Source organism: Marinobacter sp. (assembly GCF_041687235.1).
Classification (GTDB): Bacteria; Pseudomonadota; Gammaproteobacteria; order Pseudomonadales; family Oleiphilaceae; genus Marinobacter.
In genome coordinates this window covers 75,825-97,168 of sequence record NZ_JAWLCH010000011.1, presented here as the reverse complement: position 1 = coordinate 97,168, position 21,344 = coordinate 75,825, and the positions used below count along the sequence as shown (strand labels likewise).

Annotated in this window: 21 protein-coding genes; 16 read left to right on the top strand and 5 right to left on the bottom strand. The window is 58.8% G+C overall.

Annotated elements, in window-relative coordinates; genetic code table 11:
• The first annotated feature begins 126 nt into the window (after positions 1 to 126).
• The 14 genes from ACESMK_RS15005 to ACESMK_RS14940 all read left to right on the top strand — a co-directional run bounded on the left by ACESMK_RS15005 (position 127) and on the right by ACESMK_RS14940 (position 11,202).
• The gene (locus tag ACESMK_RS15005; RefSeq protein ID WP_373000439.1) at positions 127 to 654 is read left to right on the top strand and encodes a cupredoxin domain-containing protein; all 528 of its coding nucleotides are present in this window, start codon (positions 127 to 129) and stop codon (positions 652 to 654) included.
• A gap of 13 nt (positions 655 to 667) precedes the next feature.
• On the top strand, positions 668 to 2,404 hold the full coding sequence (locus ACESMK_RS15000; RefSeq protein WP_373000436.1) for a copper resistance system multicopper oxidase: 1,737 nt from the start codon (positions 668 to 670) through the stop codon (positions 2,402 to 2,404).
• Entirely contained in the window at positions 2,401 to 3,144 is a 744-nt protein-coding gene (locus tag ACESMK_RS14995; RefSeq protein ID WP_373000433.1) for a copper resistance protein B, read from the top strand. The genes ACESMK_RS15000 and ACESMK_RS14995 overlap by 4 nt, the downstream gene beginning before the upstream one ends.
• Before the next feature lie 81 nt (positions 3,145 to 3,225).
• Positions 3,226 to 3,576, top strand: a complete 351-nt coding sequence (locus ACESMK_RS14990; RefSeq protein ID WP_373000430.1) for a DUF3147 family protein — start codon at positions 3,226 to 3,228, stop codon at positions 3,574 to 3,576.
• Positions 3,577 to 3,727: 151 nt separating this feature from the next.
• Positions 3,728 to 4,264: a hypothetical protein gene (locus ACESMK_RS14985; RefSeq protein ID WP_373000427.1), complete on the top strand. Its 537-nt coding sequence runs from the start codon at positions 3,728 to 3,730 to the stop codon at positions 4,262 to 4,264.
• A gap of 135 nt (positions 4,265 to 4,399) precedes the next feature.
• Positions 4,400 to 4,900, top strand: a complete 501-nt coding sequence (locus tag ACESMK_RS14980; RefSeq protein WP_373000515.1) for a Na+/H+ antiporter subunit E — start codon at positions 4,400 to 4,402, stop codon at positions 4,898 to 4,900.
• Positions 4,897 to 5,205 carry a monovalent cation/H+ antiporter complex subunit F gene (locus ACESMK_RS14975; RefSeq protein WP_373000425.1) on the top strand — a complete coding sequence of 103 codons (309 nt, stop codon included), beginning with the start codon at positions 4,897 to 4,899 and terminating at the stop codon, positions 5,203 to 5,205. The genes ACESMK_RS14980 and ACESMK_RS14975 overlap by 4 nt, the downstream gene beginning before the upstream one ends.
• Positions 5,198 to 5,518: a cation:proton antiporter gene (locus ACESMK_RS14970; protein WP_373000422.1), complete on the top strand. Its 321-nt coding sequence runs from the start codon at positions 5,198 to 5,200 to the stop codon at positions 5,516 to 5,518. Before ACESMK_RS14975 ends, ACESMK_RS14970 begins: the two co-directional genes overlap by 8 nt.
• Complete coding sequence (locus ACESMK_RS14965; protein ID WP_373000419.1) at positions 5,511 to 5,759, top strand: Na(+)/H(+) antiporter subunit B; 249 nt, start codon at positions 5,511 to 5,513, stop codon at positions 5,757 to 5,759. The genes ACESMK_RS14970 and ACESMK_RS14965 overlap by 8 nt, the downstream gene beginning before the upstream one ends.
• Positions 5,756 to 6,457 carry an MnhB domain-containing protein gene (locus tag ACESMK_RS14960; RefSeq protein WP_373000416.1) on the top strand — a complete coding sequence of 234 codons (702 nt, stop codon included), beginning with the start codon at positions 5,756 to 5,758 and terminating at the stop codon, positions 6,455 to 6,457. The genes ACESMK_RS14965 and ACESMK_RS14960 overlap by 4 nt, the downstream gene beginning before the upstream one ends.
• On the top strand, positions 6,454 to 6,768 hold the full coding sequence (locus ACESMK_RS14955; protein WP_373000412.1) for an NADH-quinone oxidoreductase subunit K: 315 nt from the start codon (positions 6,454 to 6,456) through the stop codon (positions 6,766 to 6,768). The genes ACESMK_RS14960 and ACESMK_RS14955 overlap by 4 nt, the downstream gene beginning before the upstream one ends.
• Positions 6,765 to 8,234, top strand: a complete 1,470-nt coding sequence (locus ACESMK_RS14950) for a complex I subunit 5 family protein (RefSeq protein WP_373000409.1) — start codon at positions 6,765 to 6,767, stop codon at positions 8,232 to 8,234. Before ACESMK_RS14955 ends, ACESMK_RS14950 begins: the two co-directional genes overlap by 4 nt.
• Positions 8,231 to 9,727 (top strand): complex I subunit 5 family protein, encoded by a 1,497-nt coding sequence (locus tag ACESMK_RS14945; protein ID WP_373000406.1) that lies wholly within the window; start codon positions 8,231 to 8,233, stop codon positions 9,725 to 9,727. Before ACESMK_RS14950 ends, ACESMK_RS14945 begins: the two co-directional genes overlap by 4 nt.
• Complete coding sequence (locus tag ACESMK_RS14940) at positions 9,724 to 11,202, top strand: complex I subunit 5 family protein (protein WP_373000403.1); 1,479 nt, start codon at positions 9,724 to 9,726, stop codon at positions 11,200 to 11,202. The genes ACESMK_RS14945 and ACESMK_RS14940 overlap by 4 nt, the downstream gene beginning before the upstream one ends.
• Here ACESMK_RS14940 and ACESMK_RS14935 read toward each other — a convergent pair.
• A complete protein-coding gene (locus tag ACESMK_RS14935; RefSeq protein ID WP_373000400.1) occupies positions 11,185 to 12,708 on the bottom strand; it encodes an FAD-binding domain-containing protein in 1,524 nt (507 codons plus the stop codon). The genes ACESMK_RS14940 and ACESMK_RS14935 overlap by 18 nt on opposite strands.
• Entirely contained in the window at positions 12,705 to 12,848 is a 144-nt protein-coding gene (locus ACESMK_RS14930; RefSeq protein ID WP_373000511.1) for a DUF2256 domain-containing protein, read from the bottom strand. Before ACESMK_RS14930 ends, ACESMK_RS14935 begins: the two co-directional genes overlap by 4 nt.
• 64 nt (positions 12,849 to 12,912) lie before the next feature.
• Here ACESMK_RS14930 and ACESMK_RS14925 point away from each other — a divergent pair, with 64 nt between their 5' ends.
• Positions 12,913 to 14,601: an HAD family hydrolase gene (locus tag ACESMK_RS14925; protein ID WP_373000397.1), complete on the top strand. Its 1,689-nt coding sequence runs from the start codon at positions 12,913 to 12,915 to the stop codon at positions 14,599 to 14,601.
• Positions 14,602 to 14,603: 2 nt separating this feature from the next.
• Here ACESMK_RS14925 and ACESMK_RS14920 read toward each other — a convergent pair whose 3' ends face one another.
• Together ACESMK_RS14920 and ACESMK_RS14915 are read right to left on the bottom strand one after the other, a co-directional pair.
• Positions 14,604 to 15,848 carry a substrate-binding periplasmic protein gene (locus ACESMK_RS14920; protein ID WP_373000394.1) on the bottom strand — a complete coding sequence of 415 codons (1,245 nt, stop codon included), beginning with the start codon at positions 15,846 to 15,848 and terminating at the stop codon, positions 14,604 to 14,606.
• A 128-nt stretch (positions 15,849 to 15,976) separates the two neighbouring features.
• Positions 15,977 to 17,509, bottom strand: a complete 1,533-nt coding sequence (locus tag ACESMK_RS14915) for a cryptochrome/photolyase family protein (RefSeq protein WP_373000391.1) — start codon at positions 17,507 to 17,509, stop codon at positions 15,977 to 15,979.
• Positions 17,510 to 17,743: 234 nt separating this feature from the next.
• On the opposite strand from ACESMK_RS14915, the gene hemN reads away from it, so the two are divergent.
• The gene (gene hemN / locus ACESMK_RS14910) at positions 17,744 to 19,162 is read left to right on the top strand and encodes an oxygen-independent coproporphyrinogen III oxidase (protein WP_373000388.1); all 1,419 of its coding nucleotides are present in this window, start codon (positions 17,744 to 17,746) and stop codon (positions 19,160 to 19,162) included.
• Between the two features lie 54 nt (positions 19,163 to 19,216).
• Here the strand turns inward: hemN and ACESMK_RS14905 are convergent, their stop codons facing one another.
• Positions 19,217 to 21,232, bottom strand: coding sequence for a methyl-accepting chemotaxis protein (locus ACESMK_RS14905; RefSeq protein WP_373000385.1), 2,016 nt, complete (start codon positions 21,230 to 21,232; stop codon positions 19,217 to 19,219).
• Positions 21,233 to 21,344: the final 112 nt, after the last annotated feature.

The following is a 21,344-nucleotide window of genomic DNA, read 5'->3' as shown; positions in this document are numbered from 1 at the left end:
TAATTCGTTTTTTTCAGAAAGGATTCAGGTTGGTGCGCGATGGTATTCATCGTTTCTGGATATTACTCAAGTTTCAACGGAATTAATCGGGCACGTCCGCCCCATTATTCCACAGGAGAAGACGAGATGAATGCATCAACGTTTCTGGTTCTCGCGGCCTCAATGTCGATGTCTGCGACCGCTTTTGCTGCCGGTGCTCACAGCGGCGGACATGGTGCTGGAAGTGGTGAACCCGGACAGGGTTCGGACGCCACCCGAACCATCAATGTGGACATGTACGACAACTACTATGAGCCGGAGTCTATTGCTGTAAAAGCTGGAGAAACCCTTCGGTTTGTGGTGGAGAACAAAGGCAACCTGGTTCACGAGTTCAATATTGGTACACCGTCCATGCATGAAGCCCATCAGAAGGAAATGCAGATGATGGTGGAGCACGGCGTGATCAAGGGCGACCACATTGATCGCGAAATGATGGAAATGGACATGGGCGATGGTCACTCCATGAAACATGACGATCCCAACAGCGTCCTGCTGGAGCCGGGTGAGAGCAAAGAGATCGTTTGGACCTTCACGGAAAAAGCTGACATCGAGTTTGCCTGTAACGTGCCGGGGCACTATCAGGCGGGGATGTACGGCGATATTGAGTTTGAATAAACAGGTGTACTCCATGAAAACACGAATGCTGGCCGCCATTTTCGGCGGTTTACTACCTATGGCGGTCACGGCCGCCGAGTATGATATTTCGGTTGACCGGGTGCAGATCGACACCGGCGATTTCGTGAAGGAAGGCATCGGTTATAACGGCGCCTCACCCGGACCGGTACTGCGGTTCAAGGAAGGGGAAGAGGTCACCATCAACGTGACCAACAACCTGGATGAGATGACGTCCATCCACTGGCACGGTCTGATTCTTCCGTTTGAGCAGGATGGCGTTCCCGGGATCAGCTTCCCCGGTATCAAACCCGGCGAAACCTTCACCTATCAGTTTCCAATTGTTCAGGCTGGCACCTACTGGTTTCACAGCCATTCCGGCTTCCAGGAACCCAATGGTGCCTACGGGGCCATCGTGATTGAGCCAGAGGGCCGAGAGCCATTCCGCTACGACCGGGAATACGTGGTGCAGCTGACCGACAAGCACCCCCATTCCGGCGACCGCATCATGCGTAACCTGAAGATGTCTGCCGACTACTACAACCGCCAGCAACAGACCGTGGGCGATTTCTTCGCCGAGTCTGGCGAGAAAGGTTTCCTGGCGACACTGCAGGACCGGATGATGTGGGGCGATATGCGCATGATGAAAGCGGATATCGAAGATGTACAGGGTTTCACCGGGCTGATCAACGGCAAGGGGCCGGAGCAGAACTGGACCGGGTTGTTCAAGCCGGGCGAGCGAATCCGCCTGCGCTTTATCAACTCATCCGCCATGACTTATTTCGACATCCGCATTCCCGGGCTGGAAATGACCGTGGTCCAGGCCGATGGCAACAACGTGCAGCCGGTCAATGTGGACGAATTCCGCATTGGCGTGGCGGAAACCTACGATGTGATCGTTCGCATCAAGGATGAAAAAGCCTACACCATCTTCGCCGAATCCATGGGCCGCTCCGGTTATGCCCGGGGAACGCTTGCGCCAAAAGAGGGGATGACGGCAGAAGTACCCGAGCTTCGAGAGGCGCCACTGCTGACCATGGCCGATATGGCCGGACACATGGATCACGGCGATATGGATCATGGCGATATGAGCGATGACGACATGGCCGGCATGGATCATGATGGCATGAATAGTGATGACATGAACGGTGATGAAATGGCCGGGATGGATCACAGTGCCATGGGCCATGGCAGTATGGGTGGTGGCGATGGAGCTTCCATGCCGGAAGATCCCTTCTATGCCAGGGGCAGCGGGCTGGTGCCCACCGCCAGTAATGGCGGCAAATTCCTGTCCTACGCCGATCTCAGGGCACAGAACCCGTTGTACGAAGACCGTGAGCCGACCCGCGAGATTGAACTGCGCCTGACCGGCAACATGGAACGTTACGAGTGGAGTATCAACGGCGTTAAATACGAGGACGCGGACCCCATTGTGCTGCAGTACGGCGAGCGGGTCCGCTTCAAGTTCGTCAACGAGACCATGATGACCCACCCTATGCACCTGCACGGTATGTGGTCAATCCTTGATGTGGGCGAGGGCAAGTGGAACCCCCTGAAGCACGTGATCAGCGTGGCGCCGGCCACCACTGTCTATATGGAAACGGAGGTGGATGCACCGGGTGAGTGGGCGTTCCATTGCCATCTTTCCTACCACGCCGCCTCCGGCATGTTCCGCAAGATCGTGGTGGAAGGTGGCCCGGACAGCACCGTTGCCGAGGGCAAGCCCAGTGGCACACAGGGAGGTGAATCATGAGTCGGTTGACAGCCTCAATATGCGGTCTGACCCTGGCCATGACTGCAATGTCCACACCAGCGATTGCCCAGGACGATCCGGCCAAAAAGACCCAGACCGCCAAGACCTTCTGGGGTGTGTCTGCGGAGAAGTTTGAGTACCGGTATAGCGATTCGGACGAGGAGCTGGCGGTTATTGAAGGCGATGCCTTTTACGGCACCGATGAACTGAAATTCCGCTGGTTGTTCGAGGGCGAGTGGGAAGAAGCCCACAATGCGTGGGAAACCCTGGAAAACCAGTTCGTAGCCCAGACGCCCGTGGATGATTTCTGGGATGCCAAGGCCGGTATTCGCATAGATACCCCGGAAGGTCCGGACAGGGTCTATGGCGTGCTGGGTCTCACCGGGCTGGCACCCTACTGGTTCGAGGTGGATACCAACCTTTATATCAGTGATGAAGGCGATGCCTCAGTGGACTTCGAGGCGGAATATGAATTACTCGTCACCAACTTCTGGATTTTGTCGGCGTCGTTCGAAAGCCTGGTGGCATTCTCGGAGGATCGGGAAATCGGTGTCGGCAAGGGGCTCAATTCCACAGAGTGGGGGCTCAGGCTGAGTTATGACCTGATTGACCGTGCCTTCTCGCCCTACGTAGGCGTGGTATACGAGCGCAAGTACGGCGATACCGCCGATCTGGCAGAAGCCGGGGGCGGAAGCACGGAGGACTGGTTTGCCGTGCTTGGCGCCCGAATCGCTTTCTAGCGACCTTATCCCTTATTTCATCAAGACTCGCAGACTCCAGGCAGTTGCATCCATACTGTGCTCTGTCTGGAGGAATACAAAATGACATGGCTTATTACCAAATACGCGATAACCGCCGCGCTGGTGGTCCTGATCTCTGAGGTCGCCAAACGCAGTGACAAACTGGGTGCATTGATTGCAGCCTTGCCCATGGTGACCGTGCTCGCGATGATCTGGCTTTACGTTGAGCAGCAACCAGCAGAAAAAATCAGTAATCACGCCTGGTATACCTTCTGGTATGTGTTACCCACCTTGCCGATGTTCCTGATGTTTCCCTTCCTCATGGCCAGATTCGGTTTCTGGCTTTCCCTTGCTATTGGAGCCATGGTCACTGTTACCAGCTTTGCCTCGTTGGCGGCAGTCACAAAAAGGTTTGGCATCTTTCTTCTATGATCCATGTCCGGACCTTTGCAGCGTTCCTGGATGACATAGGTCAACATCAGGGAACTTAATCGGATTCCGGTGCCCTTTTTCAGCCTCAGTTCAGTTTCGTGGTCTTTACTGATGGTGATGCACATTTGATGCAGAGAATAAGGAGGATCTTATGAACAGATTAAGCCGTTTTGTTGCGTGTTCTGTGTTCGTGGCGCTGCCAGCTTTTGCTTTAGCGCAAGGTAATTCCGGCCAGATGTCCGGTGGCGGGATGATGAATCAGGAACAGATGCAGCAGATGAATGAAAACATGGCCCGCATGCAGTCGATGAGGGAGGAAATGCGGAACGCAGACTCCCCCGCCGAGCGCCAGCAGCTGCGACAGAAGCACATGGAGTCCATGCAGGAGCACATGCAGATGATGCGTGGCGGCATGATGGGGCAGGGAATGATGGGTCAAGGCCAGGGAATGATGGGCGACGGTCAGGGCATGATGGGTAACCAACAGGGTCAGGGCATGATGAATAATCAGGGCCAGGGCCAGGGCCAGGGCAAGAAGCAGTCCGGCAACGCCCAGGGGAACCGTGCCGGTGGTTCGGGGATGGACAGCGAGCAGCGCATGGAGATGATGGAAAACCGCATGAATCAGATGCAGCTCATGATGGAGCAGATGCTGGAAAATCAGGCTCAGAGCCAGCGCGGACAATAAGCCGAACTTTCCAGGAGCAGGACGGGGATGCCGGGGTACTGGCATCCTGTGGTAGGCTTTCAGGAACTTATACAGGGGGTTAGCGAACAAAGGGCCGTTATGGTCCGGTAAGGAGAGCCGATATTGCCAGTGCCCATGTCACCTGTCCTCGTTTTTCTGATTCGCGCCATAACGCTGTTTTCGATCTGGTGGGTTCTGACCCTTGGTGATGTTGACGGCCTGGTTTTCGGCGCCATCGTCACAGCTCTGGCCGCCGGGTATTCCATTCGGCTGTTTCCGCCTTCGAGCTACCGACTCAGGCCGTTGGGCATCCTGGCCTTCGTTGGCTATTTCCTGTCCCGTTCCGTGGTCGCCGGGCTCGATGTGGCCCGTCGGCTGCTGTCGCCCGCTCTGCCAGTCAAGCCGGGTGAAATCCGTATAACCCTGCACTTGCCCGCGGGCAGCCCCCGCTGGCTCCTTGCCAATACCCTTTCTCTGATGCCCGGTACCCTCAGTGTTCTGCTGGAGGGAGACCAGCTGATACTTCACTGTCTCGATACTACGGCTCCCGTCGACGAGGATGTGCGGGCGACAGAGCGACAGGTGGCAAGGGTGTTCGGCCTTTCGTTGCCTCACGGTGATGGGGCGGGCCGATGACTCCAGTTCTCAATTCAGTCGCTGCATTCCTGTTACTGACTTTGCTCATTGCTCTGATCAGGATCTGGCGAGGCCCGAGCCCCGCCGACCGAATGCTGGCTTCGCAATTATTCGGTACCACGGGTGTGGGGCTTTTGCTGGTAATGGCCCACGCCCAATCGATGCCGGCACTGCTGGATGTAGCACTGACCCTGGCGTTGCTGTCGGTACTAGCCATTGTTGCCTTCGTGACCCGGGTTGTTCGGATCGATCAGCCCTCTTCGCAACCTTCTGCTTCTGAAAGGCAAGGGGGCGAGGATGGCTGAAACCCTCTTGTTCATTGTTCAGATAATCCTTTTGGTGACCGGCTGCCTGTTCTTCGCTGTCGGAACTCTCGGGCTGTTTCGGTTTACGGAAACCCTGACACGTATTCATGCGCTGACCAAGGTAGACAACCTGGGCCTCGGTTTTATTGTGATTGCCCTGCTGCCTCTGTCGCCATCGCTGGAAAGCGGTCTCAAGACGGTATTGATCTGGGCCGTGGCGCTGGCTGCGAGCGCGACTTCGGCACACCTTGTAGCCCGTGCCGTTCGTGTCGGTCCGGAGAACTCGGGATCAGGAGGCAGGGAACATGACTGAATGGCTGCTGGACGGGCTGTTGATATTTGCTCTGCTGGCTACGGCGGTAGCGACGCTGTGGTCCCGGGATCTGTTTCGTGCGGTGGTGATCTTCATTGCCTTTGGTTTGCTGATGGCCCTGGCCTGGGTGCGATTGCGGGCGCCGGATCTTGCTCTGGCAGAGGCCGCCATTGGCGCCGGGCTGACCGGGGTTTTGTTGCTGGATGCCGCCCGTCACCTCAAAAGCGGGCGGTCGGAATGAGGCGATCAGTCGGGACCTGCGCCGTGGCCGGAGTCTGCCTGGCCTTCGTTATTACGCTTGCGCTGGCGGTGCTGGATGTTGCTGAAACACCAGCGCAGGTCGATCTGCCGGGGCTGCTTTCGGAGAGTATGGGCAAAAGTGGCGTGGAGCACCCGGTCACGGCGGTGCTGCTGAATTTCCGGAGCTACGACACCTTGCTGGAGATCGGTGTGCTGGTCATTGCCGGCATCGCCGGAATTTCTGTATCCAGAACGACTTCCCTCGAGGACCCGGAACTGCGAACTACGGATACTCTGCTGTATGCCCTTCAACGCTGGTTCGTACCTCTGATGCTGGTGTTGGCAGGTTACCTCCTCTGGGCCGGGGCAGACCGGCCCGGCGGTGCATTTCAGGCCGGGGCCGTGCTTGCAGCCACGGGCGTGATGATGCGTCTTGGCGGCATCCCGATGGATTTTCTGCGCCCCGGAACCCTGCTGCGGCTCGGCCTGGCCCTGGGGTTCGCGGTCTTTCTTCTGATTGCCCTTGCCAGTGCGATAGGGGGCGGAGCTTTTCTCGCCTATCCTCCGGCCGTTGCCAAACAATTGATCGTCCTGATTGAAACGGTACTTACCCTGTCCATCGCCATGGTATTGCTGGCGCTGTTTGTCTCGGCGCCAGTCAACCGGGCCGAAGAGCCCGGGGAGGGCGAGTCGCCGTGAGTGCCTCGTTGCTGTATGCATTGGCGGGGGTTGTGCTGTGTGGAATTGGCCTGTTCGGTTTCATTACCCTCGCGCACCTGTTGCGTAAGCTGCTGGCTTTCAACCTGATAGGGTCCGGTGTATTTCTGGCCCTGGTGGGTCTGGCGCAGCGCCACGGTGAACCCGACCCGGTGCCCCAGGCGCTGGTTCTCACCGGAATCGTTGTGGCCATTGCTGCCACGGCACTGGCTGTGGTGTTGATTCGCCGCTATTTTCATCTCTCGGGGCTCACGACCCTGAAGCCGGAGATCCGGGAGGATAGGGCGGAATGATCCTGGGGCTGATGGCCGGCTTGCTGTTTACGCCCCTTGCCTGGGCCGTATTGACGCTGCTGTGCGGGTTCGAGCGCAGCCGACTGATCAGCTGGCTGGGCATCCTGGTTCAGTCGCTGGTGTCCTTCGCGCTCTGGGCGGCGGTGGCATCCGAGGGCGGCTTCTACTATCAACTGGGTGGCTGGCCGGCCCCTCTGGGCATTGAGCTACGGGTGGATGGTCTGGCGGTCACCTTTGTGATGCTGACTGCCGTGGTGGGCGGTGCCTGTGGCTGGCATGCGGGCATCTACCTTGATCCCACAAAAACCTCGCACCGGTATTTCTGGCCCCTGTTCTGGTTTCTGTGGGCTGGCCTGAACGGGGTCTGGCTGGGTGGGGATCTGTTCAATCTCTACGTCGCCCTTGAACTGATCAGCCTTTCGGCGGTGGGGCTGGTGGCCCTGGGCGGTCAGGCGGATGCGCTGCGAGCGGCCATTCGATATCTCATGGCGGCACTTCTGGGTTCGCTGGCCTATCTGCTGGGGGTTGCTCTGGTTTATGGTCAATTTGGCAGCCTTTCCCTGGCCGGTATCAGCGCGTTGCTCCCGGCAGACAGTGGCCAGGCTGGTCTGGTCTTTGCGCTGGTTCTGATGGTCGCGGGGCTGGCCCTGAAAACCGCGCTGTTTCCCTTGCATGGCTGGTTACCGCCTGCCCATGGTATTGCCAAATCCCCGGTCAGCGCGCTGCTGTCTGCTCTTGTGGTCAAGGCATCCTTCTACATTGCTGCCCGGCTCTGGTTGGAGTTCGGCGAGCACCTGGGCAGCTATGAGTTGGCTCAACTGGTCGGTGCGTTGGGCGGCATAGGTGTTCTGTGGGGCAGCTGGCTGGCCTTTCGGCAAAGCAGGCTCAAACAGGTGGTGGCCTATTCCTCGGTCGCCCAGATCGGCTACCTGTTCCTGCTCTTTCCCCTGTCCTGGGGCGTCTCGGAAGCGGTTGCCCTACAAGCGCAACAGGGCATGACACTGCAGGTGATCAGCCACGCCCTGGCAAAGGCAGCCATGTTCCTGGCCGCCGGCAACCTGATTATGTCGGTCGGCAGTAACCGGGTGGATGCTCTTGCCGGGGTAAGCCGCTTCCTGCCATTTTCCCTGTTCTCGTTTGGCCTGTCTGGCGTGTCGTTGATGGGGCTGCCGCCCACCGGCGGGTTTGCCGCCAAATGGTTGTTGCTTCAGGCCAGTCTGGGGAGCGGCCAGTGGTGGTGGCTGATAGTCCTGCTGGGCGGGGGGCTGCTCTCGGCCGCGTATGTCTTTCGGGTGTACCGGGCGTCGTTTATCGAGAATTCCGACACCGACCAGTTTTTTCATCCTGCACGCAGTCTGGAAGTTATCCCGATGATCCTGGCCCTGCTCTCTCTCGGTCTCGGGTTGGTGGCTGAGCCTGTGCTGTCTGTCATGGTGCTGCCATTTGCAAAAGGGGGTGGCGGGTGACGGTCAATACCCTGATACCCCTGTTCGCGCTGTTAACGTCCTTGTTGGCGTCGGTGATTATTTTTGCGTTGCCTGAGAAGGGGCATCGTCTCAGGACATCCGTGAACCTGGCCGCAGCGGGAGTAAAGCTGATACTGGTCGGAATCATGGTCTGGGGCATATTCCAGGGCCAGTCCTTCGAGTTTGCCTTCACCATGTTGCCGGGTGTCCAGTTTGTTTTGCGGGCCGACGCGCTTTCGATGCTGTTCGCTGGTCTATCGGCAGTGCTTTGGCTGCTGACGACCATTTACGCCGTAGGCTATCTCGAGGATTCGCCCAACCGTAGCCGGTTCTTTGGCTTTTTCAGCCTATGCGTCGCCAGCACCATGGGGATCGCCCTGGCTGGCAACCTGTTCACTTTCTTTCTGTTCTACGAAATGCTCACCCTCTCCACGTACCCCCTGGTGGTGCATCGTGGAACCCGACAGGCGTTGAGGGCGGGTCGGAATTACATCATCTACACCCTGACAGGCGGGGCAGTGCTGCTATTGGCGATCGCCTGGTTGCACGGGCTGGTGGGTGACCTGCCGTTCCGGCCCGGTGGGCACTTTTCCGGATTGGAGCCGGATTTACAGGGCCCTTTGACGCTGGTCTTTGTGCTTCTGATCGCCGGCCTTGGTGTGAAGGCTGCCCTGGTACCGTTACACGGCTGGCTGCCCCAGGCGATGGTCGCCCCGGCCCCGGTCAGTGCGCTGCTGCATGCGGTTGCGGTGGTGAAAGCCGGGGCCTTCGGTATTGTCCGGGTTGTGTGTGAGATCTACGGGCTGGAGGCCGCGAACCAGATGGGGCTGTTGACCGGCCTGGCTGTGGTTGCGGCCATTACCATCATCTATGGATCGACCCGCGCATTGTATCAGGTGGATCTGAAACGCCGCCTGGCATTTTCAACCATCAGCCAGGTCTCCTACATCGTTCTCGGGGTGAGTTTGTTCGGGCCAGTCGGGGTGGCGGGTGGGCTGGTGCACCTGGTGCATCAGGGCATCATGAAAATCACGCTGTTTTTCTGTGCCGGTAACTATGCCGAAACCCTGGGGGTTCATCGCATTGACGAACTGGATGGAGCCGGTCGCCGCATGCCTGGCACGTCCGTGGCGTTTACCCTGGGTGCCTTTGGCATGATTGGCGCGCCGCCGCTGGCCGGTTTCGTCACCAAGTGGACCATGGGCACCGGCGCCCTGGCCGTGGGCATGGATTGGGTGGTTGCGGTGCTTGTGGTCAGCAGTGTGTTGAATGCGGCGTACTTCCTGCCCATTCTGCACCGGATATGGTTTGCCGGCCAGCAACAGGCCTGGCCCCATGAACGCCGGTGGGGCCGCCTGGAAACCAGCGCCTGGTTGCTCTGGCCGCCGCTGATTACGGCAGCGGCACTGATCGTGATCGGGCTGCTCGCGTCCATGCCCTTCAGTCCGCTGAGCTGGGTCAATCTGATCGTGGAGCAGGAGGTGATGCAATGATGCAGTCCTCTGCTCTGCTGTTACTGGCGGTTCTGCTGCCATTCGCCGTCTTGCTCCTGGCGCTCAATCCCCGGTGGCAGAAGATCTACCGGTACTGCCTGCCGGTTCTTCCCCTGCCTGCCCTGGTACTGGCCTTGCTGACCGACCCTGGCTGGTGGCTTGAAATGCCCTGGCTGCTGAATGGTGGTTTGTGGGGGCTGGATGAGCTCCGGCGGTCTTTTCTGATACTGACGGCACTTCTCTGGTCGGTAGCCGGTGTGTTCGCGGCCGGGTACCTGTCGGACCGGAAACTGCGCGGGTTCTGCGTGTTCTGGACGCTGACCCTGGCCGGTAACCTGGGGCTGTGCGTTGCCGCAGACATTGCCAGTTTCTACAGCTTCTTCGCCCTGATGACCTTTGCCGGTTACGGATTGGTGGTCCATGAGGGAACCGAGGAGGCCAACCGGGCCGGTCGGGTCTACCTGGCCATGGCCGTGGTCGGTGAAATGGCCATCCTGACCGGTTTGCTGATGGCGGCCCAACTGTCAGGCAGTGCAGTGCTGGCGCATATCCCGGCCGCCCTTGTTGACGCAGAACAGCGCTGGCTGATCATGCTGCTTCTGATCGCCGGGTTCGGGGTCAAGGCCGGCTTACCCTTGCTTCACTTCTGGTTGCCTCTTGCTCATCCGGTGGCGCCCACACCGGCCAGCGCGGTGCTCAGCGGTGCCATGATCAAGGCAGGCTTGCTGGGCTGGCTGGTGACCCTGCCCTTCGGGGAAGTATCGCTCCCGATCTGGGGCAACATTCTGGTGGTGCTCGGAGCGATCGGTTCGCTAGGTGCCGCGGCTCTGGGCGTGCGACAGGTACGCCCGAAAACCGTCCTGGCCTATTCCAGCATCAGCCAGATGGGGCTGATGGTCCTGATGGTGGGCGCTGCATTGGCCCATGCGGAGGCAGCCGGCGCCATGTTTGCGGTGCTGGCGCTTTACGCGCTGCACCACGGCCTGGCCAAGGGTAGCCTGTTTCTGTCCACGGCTATGGCTATACCTGCCGGCAGAGTCGGCCGATGGGGCTTATGGGTGCTGATTGCACTTCCGGGGCTGTCACTGGCGGGCTTACCGTTTACTAGCGGGGCAGCTGCGAAGCTGGCCATGAAAGAGGTGCTCAAGCCCGAACGTTTCGGTTTTTTCATGGCGGATTATCTGCCTGCCCTTATGACCGCAGGGGCCATTGCCACCCTGCTGCTGATCTGGCGCTTCCTCTGGGCCCAGGGCCAGGTTGCCAGGACGGGTGCCAATCCGGCCTGCATGTGGCTAGGTTGGGGGTTGGCCACCGCTGCCAGCCTGATCCTGTTCTGGTGGTTGCCCTGGCACCCGTCGTTACCCGGTATTACCTGGGCTGCCTCGATGGTCGAGAGTGCCTGGAGCCTTGCCTGGCCGATGATCCTCGGCACGGTGCTCGCGGCGATGGCCTGGAAGTCAGTCAAACAGGGATAGCTGGTTGGCTTTATCGTCCCGGTTTTCCGGAAGTTTTGGTCTCGCCTGGCGCGGTCCTTTTCGGCTGCCATGGCGTTCCAGAACCCGCCGGGTCTCGTCCTGGCTGACCTGCTGCTTGCGAAAGTCGCCAACCGCCTTACGGGCAACCCGGGCCGCCTGTTCATGATCGCACACCGGCGAGATGTACGTGTTGCCGCCGTAACGCTCTTTCTGGGTCGGCGTCATTAACCAGGGAGTGTGGATCATTTCACTGGGCACGCCAGCCAGCTCTGGTGTCCAGCGCCGGATGAACTCGCCATCGGGGTCCAGTTTCCGGCTTTGCAAGACCGGGTTGTAGATTCGCAGGGCGTTGATGCCGGTCAGGCCGGACTGCATCTGGGTCTGGGAGTAGTGAATGCCCGGCTCGAAATCGGTAAACAGCCTGGCCAGGTGAAGGGCGGGATCGCGCCAGTGCAGCCACAGCTGGTAGCTGGCGATCGCCATCAGCATGGCGCGCATCCGGAAGTTGATCCACCCGGTGTGGTTGAGGGCGCGCATGCTGGCGTCCACCAGGGGCCAGCCGGTCTGGCCTTCCTGCCAGCGCTGCAGGCGTTCGGTATCATTGGGCCCGGTTTTTAGCGCCTCCATTGCCCGGTGCATCGCCCGGAATTCCAGCTCCGGTTCGTCCTCCAGTTTCTGGATAAAATGGCAGTGCCAGTGCAATCGGGATCGGAAACTGGTCAGGCTTTTCTTTTTCCGGGGCAGGGTATTCCGGTGATTGCCGGTGGCCTTGGCCTGCTGGTAGATCTCCCTCAGGCTGACGGTGCCATAGGCGATATGCGGGCTCAGGCGCGAGCAGGCCCTGACCGCGGTGTTCGGGCTGGAAATGTTGTACTGGTAGCCGACGCAGCGGCGGTCGAGGAAAGAAGCGAGCAGTTTTTCGCCTCTCGCGCTGCCGCCAACCTGGCGGTCCGGGCAGCTATCCGGCAGTGTGAAGTCCTGGCTGTCGTAGCCACTAACACCGCCCTCGATGGCTTTCATTGCCGGTATTCTTGCCGGAGCTTCCAGCAACGGCTGACGCATCAGCTCGGTCCAGGCCTTGTCCCAGACATCCCGGTCTGCCAGGCGTCGCACCACACCGAACTGGTTCCATTCCCTGAATTCCACCAGATTCTCCGAGCACCAGCCAATGACCGCCTTATCACGCTCAAATGTCCAGTGCCCGCCGGTTTCCTGGTGACAGAATACGCGTTTGAAGTTTTGCCGGGCCTGTAGCTGCTTCAAAGCCCCCATCACAGACCCTCTCATTACCAGAAGCTGGCTGCCAGCCTTTCGCAACTGCCGGTCCAGATCGTCCAGAGAGTCCCTGATAAACGCCCACTGCCGACCGCTGGTGTCCGGAAGTTGCCAGTAATCATCTTCGATGACATAAAGCGGTATGACCGGTTCACCCAGACTGGCAGCCGCCATCAGAGGGGCGTGATCCCGGGTACGCAGATCCCGCTTGAACCATACAACCGTTGTCATGGCTGGGTACTCCGCGCACGGCGGCAACGTTCGCTGCAGTAGCGGACGTTGTCCCAGTCTTTCGCCCACTTCTTCCTCCAGGTAAAAGGACGATGGCAGACCGGACAGGTTTTCTCAGGCAGGTGGGGTTTTTTGTGCATTAGCATAAAATGGTTTTTACTGAAGATGTACCTTGTACGTTGCTGAAACAGCGAAGGATTGTCCATGGCCCGATTCTGTGATTCCCTTTCAGCGCCGTCAGTGCTCATCTTCGACTGGCACGGCACCCTGGTCGATACCCACGATGCCATGTTCAGTGCCATGGAAGATATGCTGCCGCAACTGGAAGAACTGGGGCTGGTGGGCAGACTGCTGCCTGAGGATAAATGCCGCACGGCGGAGGACGCCCGACTGGTGCGTTATATCCGGATTTTCCGGCGCCTCCATCCGCGCATTCTGGCTGAGCGCCGGGTGTCCAGGACGGATATTTTCAATGCCATTTTCGGCGATGATAAAGACGCCAAACTGATTGCCCACAAGGCCTACAATGAGGCCTATCGCCGTTATTTCGGCCAGGTGAAGCCCTTTCAGCCCGGCGCCTATGAGTATCTCTCTGCCCTTAAAGCCATGGGTATCCGGCTGGCCGTATCCACCAACCGGAACCGGGAGTTTCTGGACCGGGAATTACGCACGGTGGACGAGGGCCGGTGGCAGCACCTGTTTGATGCCACCGTGTGTGCCGATGACGTAACCGAGTACAAACCCGATCCGGAGGTAATCCTCAAGGCCCTTGATAAGCTCGATTTGCCGCCCGATGAGCGAGCCTGGTACGTGGGAGACAGCTACGTCGACATGCTCACCGCCAACAGGGCTGGCGTGTCCGGTGTGTTCTACAACGGGGCCTGTTGGGAATCCGGCCGGATTGACAGCTGGTTCTCTCACCGGGATGCGCCAGCGGCGATTCTGGACAGCTTTGAAGACCTGATGGATCTTCTGGCCCTGCTTGAGCGGAACCAGCCTGACGCCTTTGAGCAGGTGCCCGCCGAGGTTCGCCCGCGACCCTTCCCGCCGCCACAACGCCCGGAACCCCGCATTGAGCCGGACTGGCACCCCGCGGTGGTCAGGCTGATCCGGCCCGCGGTCATCCTCTTCGATTGGCATGCCACACTGGTGGATACCCTGGACGCCATGTACCACGCAGTGGATGAAATGCTGCCTGACTTCCACAAGCTGAAGCTCATGGACCGGATGGTGGCACCGGAGGACAGCAAAACACCGGAGGACGTCAAACTGGTCGCCTATGTGCGCGAATTCGCCAGGCTGCATCCAAAGGTGAAGGCAGACCGGAAGATTTCCCGAACCGACATTTTTGAAGTGCTGTTCGGTGACGACCAGGAGGCCAAGCAGATTGCCCATCAGGCATTCAACCACCATTATCGCAAGCACTACGGCACGGTGAAGGCTTTTGAACCGAAGGTGCGCGAGGTTCTCGAGGGATTGAGGCGCCTGGGCATTCAGGTAGGGGTGATTACCAACCGGGACCGTGAGTTCTTCGAACATGAACTGGCGGCTGTCGAGGACACTGGCTGGACTCACCTGTTTGATGTGGATGTCTGTGGTGACGACACCCCCCTGCGCAAACCCCACCCGGACCAGCTGTTACTGGCGGTGCAGAAGCTGGATTATCCGCCGGACCCGAGCGTCTGGTATGTGGGCGACAGTACGACAGATGTTATTGCCGCCAAGCGTGCGGGCCTGACCTCGGTGTTTTTCAACGGGGCCCAGTGGGACCTGCCGTGGCTGAACAAGATCTTTCCGGGCACCCACAAACACCCGGACAAGCCGGATGTGGTGGTGAATGACTTCTCGGAGTTTTGGGCTCTGGTGTTGGCCTGCGAGGTTGGTCCGCCCTGAAATCAGGGGTTATCAAGTGCTCTCAGCGCTTCTTCGGCATCAAGGCCCAGCGTAACGACTCCGAAGGGTGCGCCATCTTTGATGGGGCTCACCGGGGCACTCACCGTCACCTGGAAGCGGGAGGTAGAGGCATCATAGCGGATGGGTGAAATATAGAGCGCGTCCATTCCCCCGAGCCCTCTTCGGGTGTTATCCAGGACGTTCTGAAACTTGGGCTCGTCTCCCTGCCAGTAGTCCGAGGTCAATTGGCTCATCGCCACCAGGGTGCCCATGTTGTTCATGATCATGGCCTCGGTCACCAGCCCGTTATGCGTCACTTTCCAGCCATGTAAAGCATGGGATCCGGGCAGGTCGAGTATGCTTTCTGCCAGGGGGGTCGGAGAAATCGGAGCCATTCCCTGCCACATGCTGTCCTGAGTCATTACATCGGTAAAGCTCTCCTGTCGGGGCCCCGCAGTAATGATCTGACGGATGTGGAGCATGCTGTTCAATCCCGTGATCAGTTGGTCTGCCAAGTCCCCAATGCGCTGTTTTTCTGTTTCGGACAAGGCAAGATGACCTGCCATGCAGTCCGTCAGCACGCGGTTGAAAGTCGGGAGGAACTGCGGATGGCCGGAAGCAAAAGATTCGTTCAGATAGAGATAAAGCGGAGCGTAGCGAACGAAGTGAGCATTGATTTCCATGTTGGATGACTGGTTCTCGTTGCGCAGACCGTTCATCACGCGCTCATCCATCAGTGCGGTATCTATCCGGCCCCTTTCAAGGAGCGCAAGCAGCTGGGACGGTGAGGCTACGCTCAGGAAAATCGAATAGCCATTGGCTTCCAGCCAGGCCTCTTCATTGCTGCCATCAACCACCCCGATCCGCAGGTTATCGGTAAACTGCCGATCGCCTCTGGTAAAAAAGTACCACTTCTCCAGAGCCACCGGATCGCTGCGTTCTGCTATGGTGTCCAGCTCTGTTGAGGGATCAATGGCAAAATAGCCGTCGACCATGTTGCGCGTCAGTGAGTGTATGGCACGATTCTGGGGCGTAACCCGAACGCGGGTGGACCAGCCAGCACGATTTGCGGCACAAACCACGGTCTCTGTGGTTTCGCCGAAAATCTGGCTGACGCCATCCTGTTTCGGGCCGACCACCTGATAGGGTGGGCTCTCAAAGGTGTAGAGGTTCAGTGTAGGAGGCTGAGCCTGGCAAACGGCAGACGCCAGCATTGCTGCCAGGCCCACTGCCAGTCGGAAGTTCATAGTGAAGGCCGCATCCTTGTTGTTGACAATCCTGATCTCAGGCTAGCACCAACGGACGACTTTTGCCGCACAACTTTAGGACATAATCTGGCAACTACCTATTTCGGGAATTACCGTCGAGGATTTGCCTAGAGCTGCTCCAGGTTCGCCAGCAGATGTTCGGCGCGCTTGAGCAGCGCATCCCGCCGTTCCGGCTTCTGCTTGTCCCAGTTCCGGTACATCATGCCCATGCGGGGATTGTTGGCGAAGTCGTCCCGGTGCCGGTCGATAAAATGCCAGTACAGGGCGTTGAACGGGCAGGCGTCGGATTCGGTGGCTTTATTCACCTTGTAATGGCAGTTGGCGCAGTGGTCGGACATGCGTTGGATGTACTTGCCGCTGGCGGCATAGGGCTTTGAACCCAGATAGCCACCATCGGCATGCATCACCATACCCAGCACGTTAGGCAGTTCCACCCAGTCATAGGCATCGGCGTACACCGCCAGGTACCAGTCGCAGATCTCCTCAGGTTTGATGCCCGCCAGCAGCGCGAAGTTGCCGGTAACCATCAGCCTCTGGATATGGTGGGCGTAAGCGTTGCGGCGGGTGGCATCAATGGCCTTGTGCATGCACCGCATTTTCGTGGCCCCGGTCCAGTAGAACCAGGGCAGGGTGCGGGTGTTGCCCAGACGGTTTTCTTTGGCATATCCCGGCATGTTCATCCAGTAAATGCCCCGCACGAATTCGCGCCATCCAAGGATCTGCCGTACAAAGCCCTCCACCGCGTTGATCGGCGCCCGCCCTGAATACCACGCCTGGGCCGCCGCCTCGCAAACCGTTACCGGATCCAGAAGCCCGGAATTGATATAGGGCGACAGGATGGAATGAAACAGCCAGTCTTCGTTGTCCGAGATCGCGTCCTGATAATCCCCGAAACAGGGCAGGGCGAAATCGATAAAGTGCTCGAGCGCCGCCTGCGCGTCCTCGGCCGTTACCGCAAAATGAAAGTCGTTGGTGGTGCCGAAATGATCGCCGAAATGCTCGTCCACCAGGCCGATCACATCCCGGGTAATGGGATCCGGCTCTATCCGGAACGGCGCCGGGGCCGGCGGCTTGCCGGTCCATTTCTTCCGATTGTCCGCATCAAAATTCCACTGTCCGCCCTCCGGTTCGCCCTCGGGGGTCATCAACAAACCGGTCTTGCGCCGCATCTCCCGGTAAAAGAATTCCATCCGCAACTGCTTGCGGCCCGCGGCCCAGTCGGCAAACTCCTGCTTGGTGGCGATAAACCGTGTATCCGGCCGGATCTCCACCGGCACCCCAAGGCGTTCGTGCCAGCCACTGATCTGCTCATGCAGTCGCCATTCGCCACACTCGGTGGTGATTACTTTCTCTGCACCGATCCGCTTTACCTGTTCGCCAACCACTGCTTCAAGGCTCTGGTGTTGGTTGTCCGGATGATAGGCCTGGTAGTGAACCTGCCAGCCATCGCTCTCCAGTTGCCGGGCAAAGTGACGCATGGCGCTGAACAACAGCACGATTTTCTTCTTGTGGTGGTTGGTATAGCTGGCCTCTTCATGTACCTCCGCCATCACCACCAGATCCCGGTCCCTGTCGGCGTCTTTGAGGGCACTGATGTCTCCCGTTAATTGGTCGCCGAGGATCAGAATCAGATTGGCCATGGTGAGGAATTCTCCATTCAGTAAGCTGTGGGCTATGCCCACAAAGGGGTAAACCAAGTACGCCAAGAGCCCAAGGGTGGTTCAGTAACCGGACTGGTAAACTGAAACCATCGGTCACCTGACCCGAATCAAAAAGGGACGCAAAGGATTGCCCTAAAATGCGCGAGCTTCCTTGAACATGGGGTCAGATGAAGTTTTCATCTGACCCCGATTTCATCTGACCCCGAGTTTGCTATGACCTCCACACCCGCACTCAAAGCCCAAGACTCAACGCTGCCAGAGTTCATCTGGGATGACGCCCTGATCCGCCGCTACGACCTCAGCGGCCCCAGGTATACCTCCTACCCCACGGCCATTGAATTCAATCAGAACTATCCGATCGAGGATATGGTCAAAGCCGCGGCCCGCAGCAAGGCCAGTGGCCGGCCGCTGTCGTTGTACACACACCTGCCGTTCTGCGCGCACCTGTGCTACTACTGCGCCTGCAACAAGGTCATCACCAAAAAGCGTGACAAGGCGATGCCTTACGTGGAGCGTCTGCTCAGGGAAGCGGCCATCCAGTCAAAACTGTTCGGGGCCGACCGGCCGGTAACACAGTTGCATTGGGGCGGGGGCACGCCCACGTTCCTACCAAAGGATGTGATGGAACACCTGATGGCGGGATACGGGGAGCTGTTCAACCTGCAAACCGGTGATGAGCGGGATTACAGTGTGGAAATTGACCCGCGGGAAGTGGATCAGGATACCCTGCCAACCCTGTGGAACCTGGGCTTCAACCGGATCAGTCTGGGGGTACAGGATGTAAACCCGGAGGTTCAGAAAGCAGTGAACCGTATCCAGCCCCGGGCCATGACCGAAGCCGTGCTCAACGAAGCACGTCGCATCGGCTTCCGATCCATCAACCTGGACCTGATCTACGGCCTGCCGTCCCAGACCCCAGAGAGCTTTGCCGAGACACTGGAAGCGGTGATCGAGATGTCTCCAGACCGGCTTTCAGTGTTCAGCTACGCCCATCTTCCGGACCGTTTCTATCCGCAGACCCGGATTCAGGGCGACACCTTGCCCAGTCCACAGCAGAAGCTGACCATCCTGCACAACACCATCAACCGCCTGCTGGACGCCGGGTACGAATACATTGGCATGGACCACTTCGCCAAGCCGGATGACAGCCTGGCCGTGGCGCAACGGGAAGGCCGTCTGCACCGCAATTTCCAGGGCTACACCACCCACTCCGAATGCGATCTGGTCTCCCTTGGCGTTTCCGCGATCGGTCAGACGGATGATGCCTATTTCCAGAACAATCACGACCTGCCTTCCTGGGAGGCGGCCATTGATGCTGGTCAGTTGGCCATCACCAAGGGCGTGAACCTGACCCGGGACGACCGGATCCGTCGTTGGGTGATCGGCCAGCTGATTTGCCAGTTCCGGCTGGACCGTCAGCTGTTTGCAGATGTCTGGCAGGAAGATCTGAACCGCTATTTTGCCGATGAGCTCAGCCGTTTGAAGCCCATGATTCAGGATGAGTTGATTGCTGATGATGGCAACGCCCTTCAGGTTCAGCCCGCCGGCCGCCTGCTGATCCGGGCCATCTGCCAGATCTTTGACCTGTATCGCAAAGAAGGCGCCAGCCAGCGGTTCTCCCGGATTATCTGACAGCAGCGGCGAAGTCGGGGTCAGAAGAACGCTTTCTTCTGACCCCTCTTTCATTCAACTATACGCCGGCACCTTGAACTCATTGGCCAGGTCCTGAAGAACCCTTGCCAGCCGTGCCTGCTCGCCGGTTACCTGGGTGATTTCCTGGGAGCCGGTGAGGGTCAGGATCGCCGCTTCACTGACTGATTCCATGCTGCCCGCCAGCTCCCGGGTAACCGCCACCTGTTCTTCGGAGGCGGTGGCAATCTGGCTGGCCATATCGGCGATGCTGTTCACATCGGTCAGGATATCGGCGAAGGTCTGCTCCAGTTCTGACGCCTGCTCACTGGTGGCATTCGCCAGTTTGTGGCTTTCCACAATCGAGCGGCTGGCACTGTCGGTAATGCTCTGGAACCCGTTGATAATGTCCTCGATCTGGGTAGTGGACTCATGAGTCTGCTGCGCCAGGGTGCGGACTTCATCGGCAACCACAGCAAACCCCCGGCCGTGCTCGCCGGCGCGGGCGGCCTCAATCGCCGCGTTCAGCGCCAGCAGGTTGGTCTGATCGGCAACCTTCCGGATGACGTCCACCACGTCGGCGATGGTTGAGCTGCGGCTCTCCAGCTCCTCAATGACCTTGTTAACCTTCTGAACCGAGTCAGCCAGGGTGCGGATACTGCTCACACTATGGTGAAGTACCTGCTCACCGGTGCGGCTTTTTTCCATGGCACTTTTTGCGGCATCGGCTACCTGCTGGGTATTTCGGGAAATTTCCTCGGAGGTGGCTGACATTTCTTCGGTGGCCGCGGCCACCTGCTCAATTTGTTGTTGCTGGTTTTTCACCTGGCTGGCGTTCTGGCCGGCGGTAGAGCTGGTCTCTTCCGTGGCAGTGGCCAGCTGGACGCTGGATTTGTCGATGTGTAGCAGGGCATTGCCAAAGCGTCCGAACAGCTCGTTAATGGCCTTGCCAATGGTGCCCACCTCATCACGGCTGGAGATTTCAATCTCGCGGGTCAGGTCCTTGTTGTCCATGGCAAACCGAACGCCATCAAGCAGGCGCCCGACCTGGAGATTGATGGCACGGATGATCACAAGCATCAGAACCAGTACAGCCAGAACGGCACCGGCGGATATGCCGGAGGCCAGTATCAGGTCGTTCCGGGCATCGGCAACGCCGTCGGATGCCAGGCTCATCACGTCGGATAACATATCCTGTCTCGCCTGATTGAGGCCGCCGATTCGCTGGGTGGTGGTTGTGAACCAGTCAGAAGCGTCCAGTGCATACATGCCTGATGGGCTGCTGAACAGTGTTTCACGACGCTGTGCCAGCGCCTGGCTTGCGACGCTGACGCTCTCATTTTCCAGGGTTGCCCGGATCTCATTGTCAGCCGCCAGCATTGTTATGGCTTCGTTGAGAAAGGCTTCCTGCTGCCCGCCGAGCCCCGCAATTCGGGCCACGGTGGGTAGATCGAAGTCACCGCTGCGAATCATGGAGGCGCCCGCGGCTCTTTCGCGGCCGGCCATCTCGGCAACCTTGGCGAGGGCATAGTAACCGTTAACCTCGCGGGTCAACTCCGGATCGGTCGAGCGCCGGACAATAAGGCCAATGCGCTCTATCAACCCCGTAATCAGCGTCGTGTAGCCCTTGCTGGCGTCGCTCCGGTTGTCAACCGAGCGGCGCAGGGCGTCTATGTTGTCGAGTCCCTGGCGAACGGTCTGAATGCTCGTTTCAACCGTCCTGTCAAACGATGCATCTGTCATCAGGGCATTGATGCGGCGCTGATAGTCTGAAATCCGCGTGTCGGTTTGTCGCCGCTGTTCCGCAAGATCTCTTTCGGCCTGCCGGGCGGCATCGGTTCCGGGCCCGCTGGCGAGAAACACAGCGGATCGTCCACGTTCCCTCTGCAAGGCTTCGGTCAGGGGGTCGCCGGCTTCAGCCAATTCGACCTTCGAGAGGAGTTGTCGCATGTTGCTGAGCTCGCCGTAGTTAAGAGCAATGCTTTCAACAGCAAAAAAGAGAATAACCAGTAGGGCCGGTATCACCAAAGTGATCAGCTTGCCCCGCATGGAGAGATTGTTTATGAGGTTCATCGCCTTGCCTCGTTTGGTTGGACGCTGTGCCCATTATCCCGGGGTGTCCGGGGCGGGTTCCATAATCGTGACGGGGTAGCCGATGGGGTAGTTTCAGAGCTGTAAGTTGCTG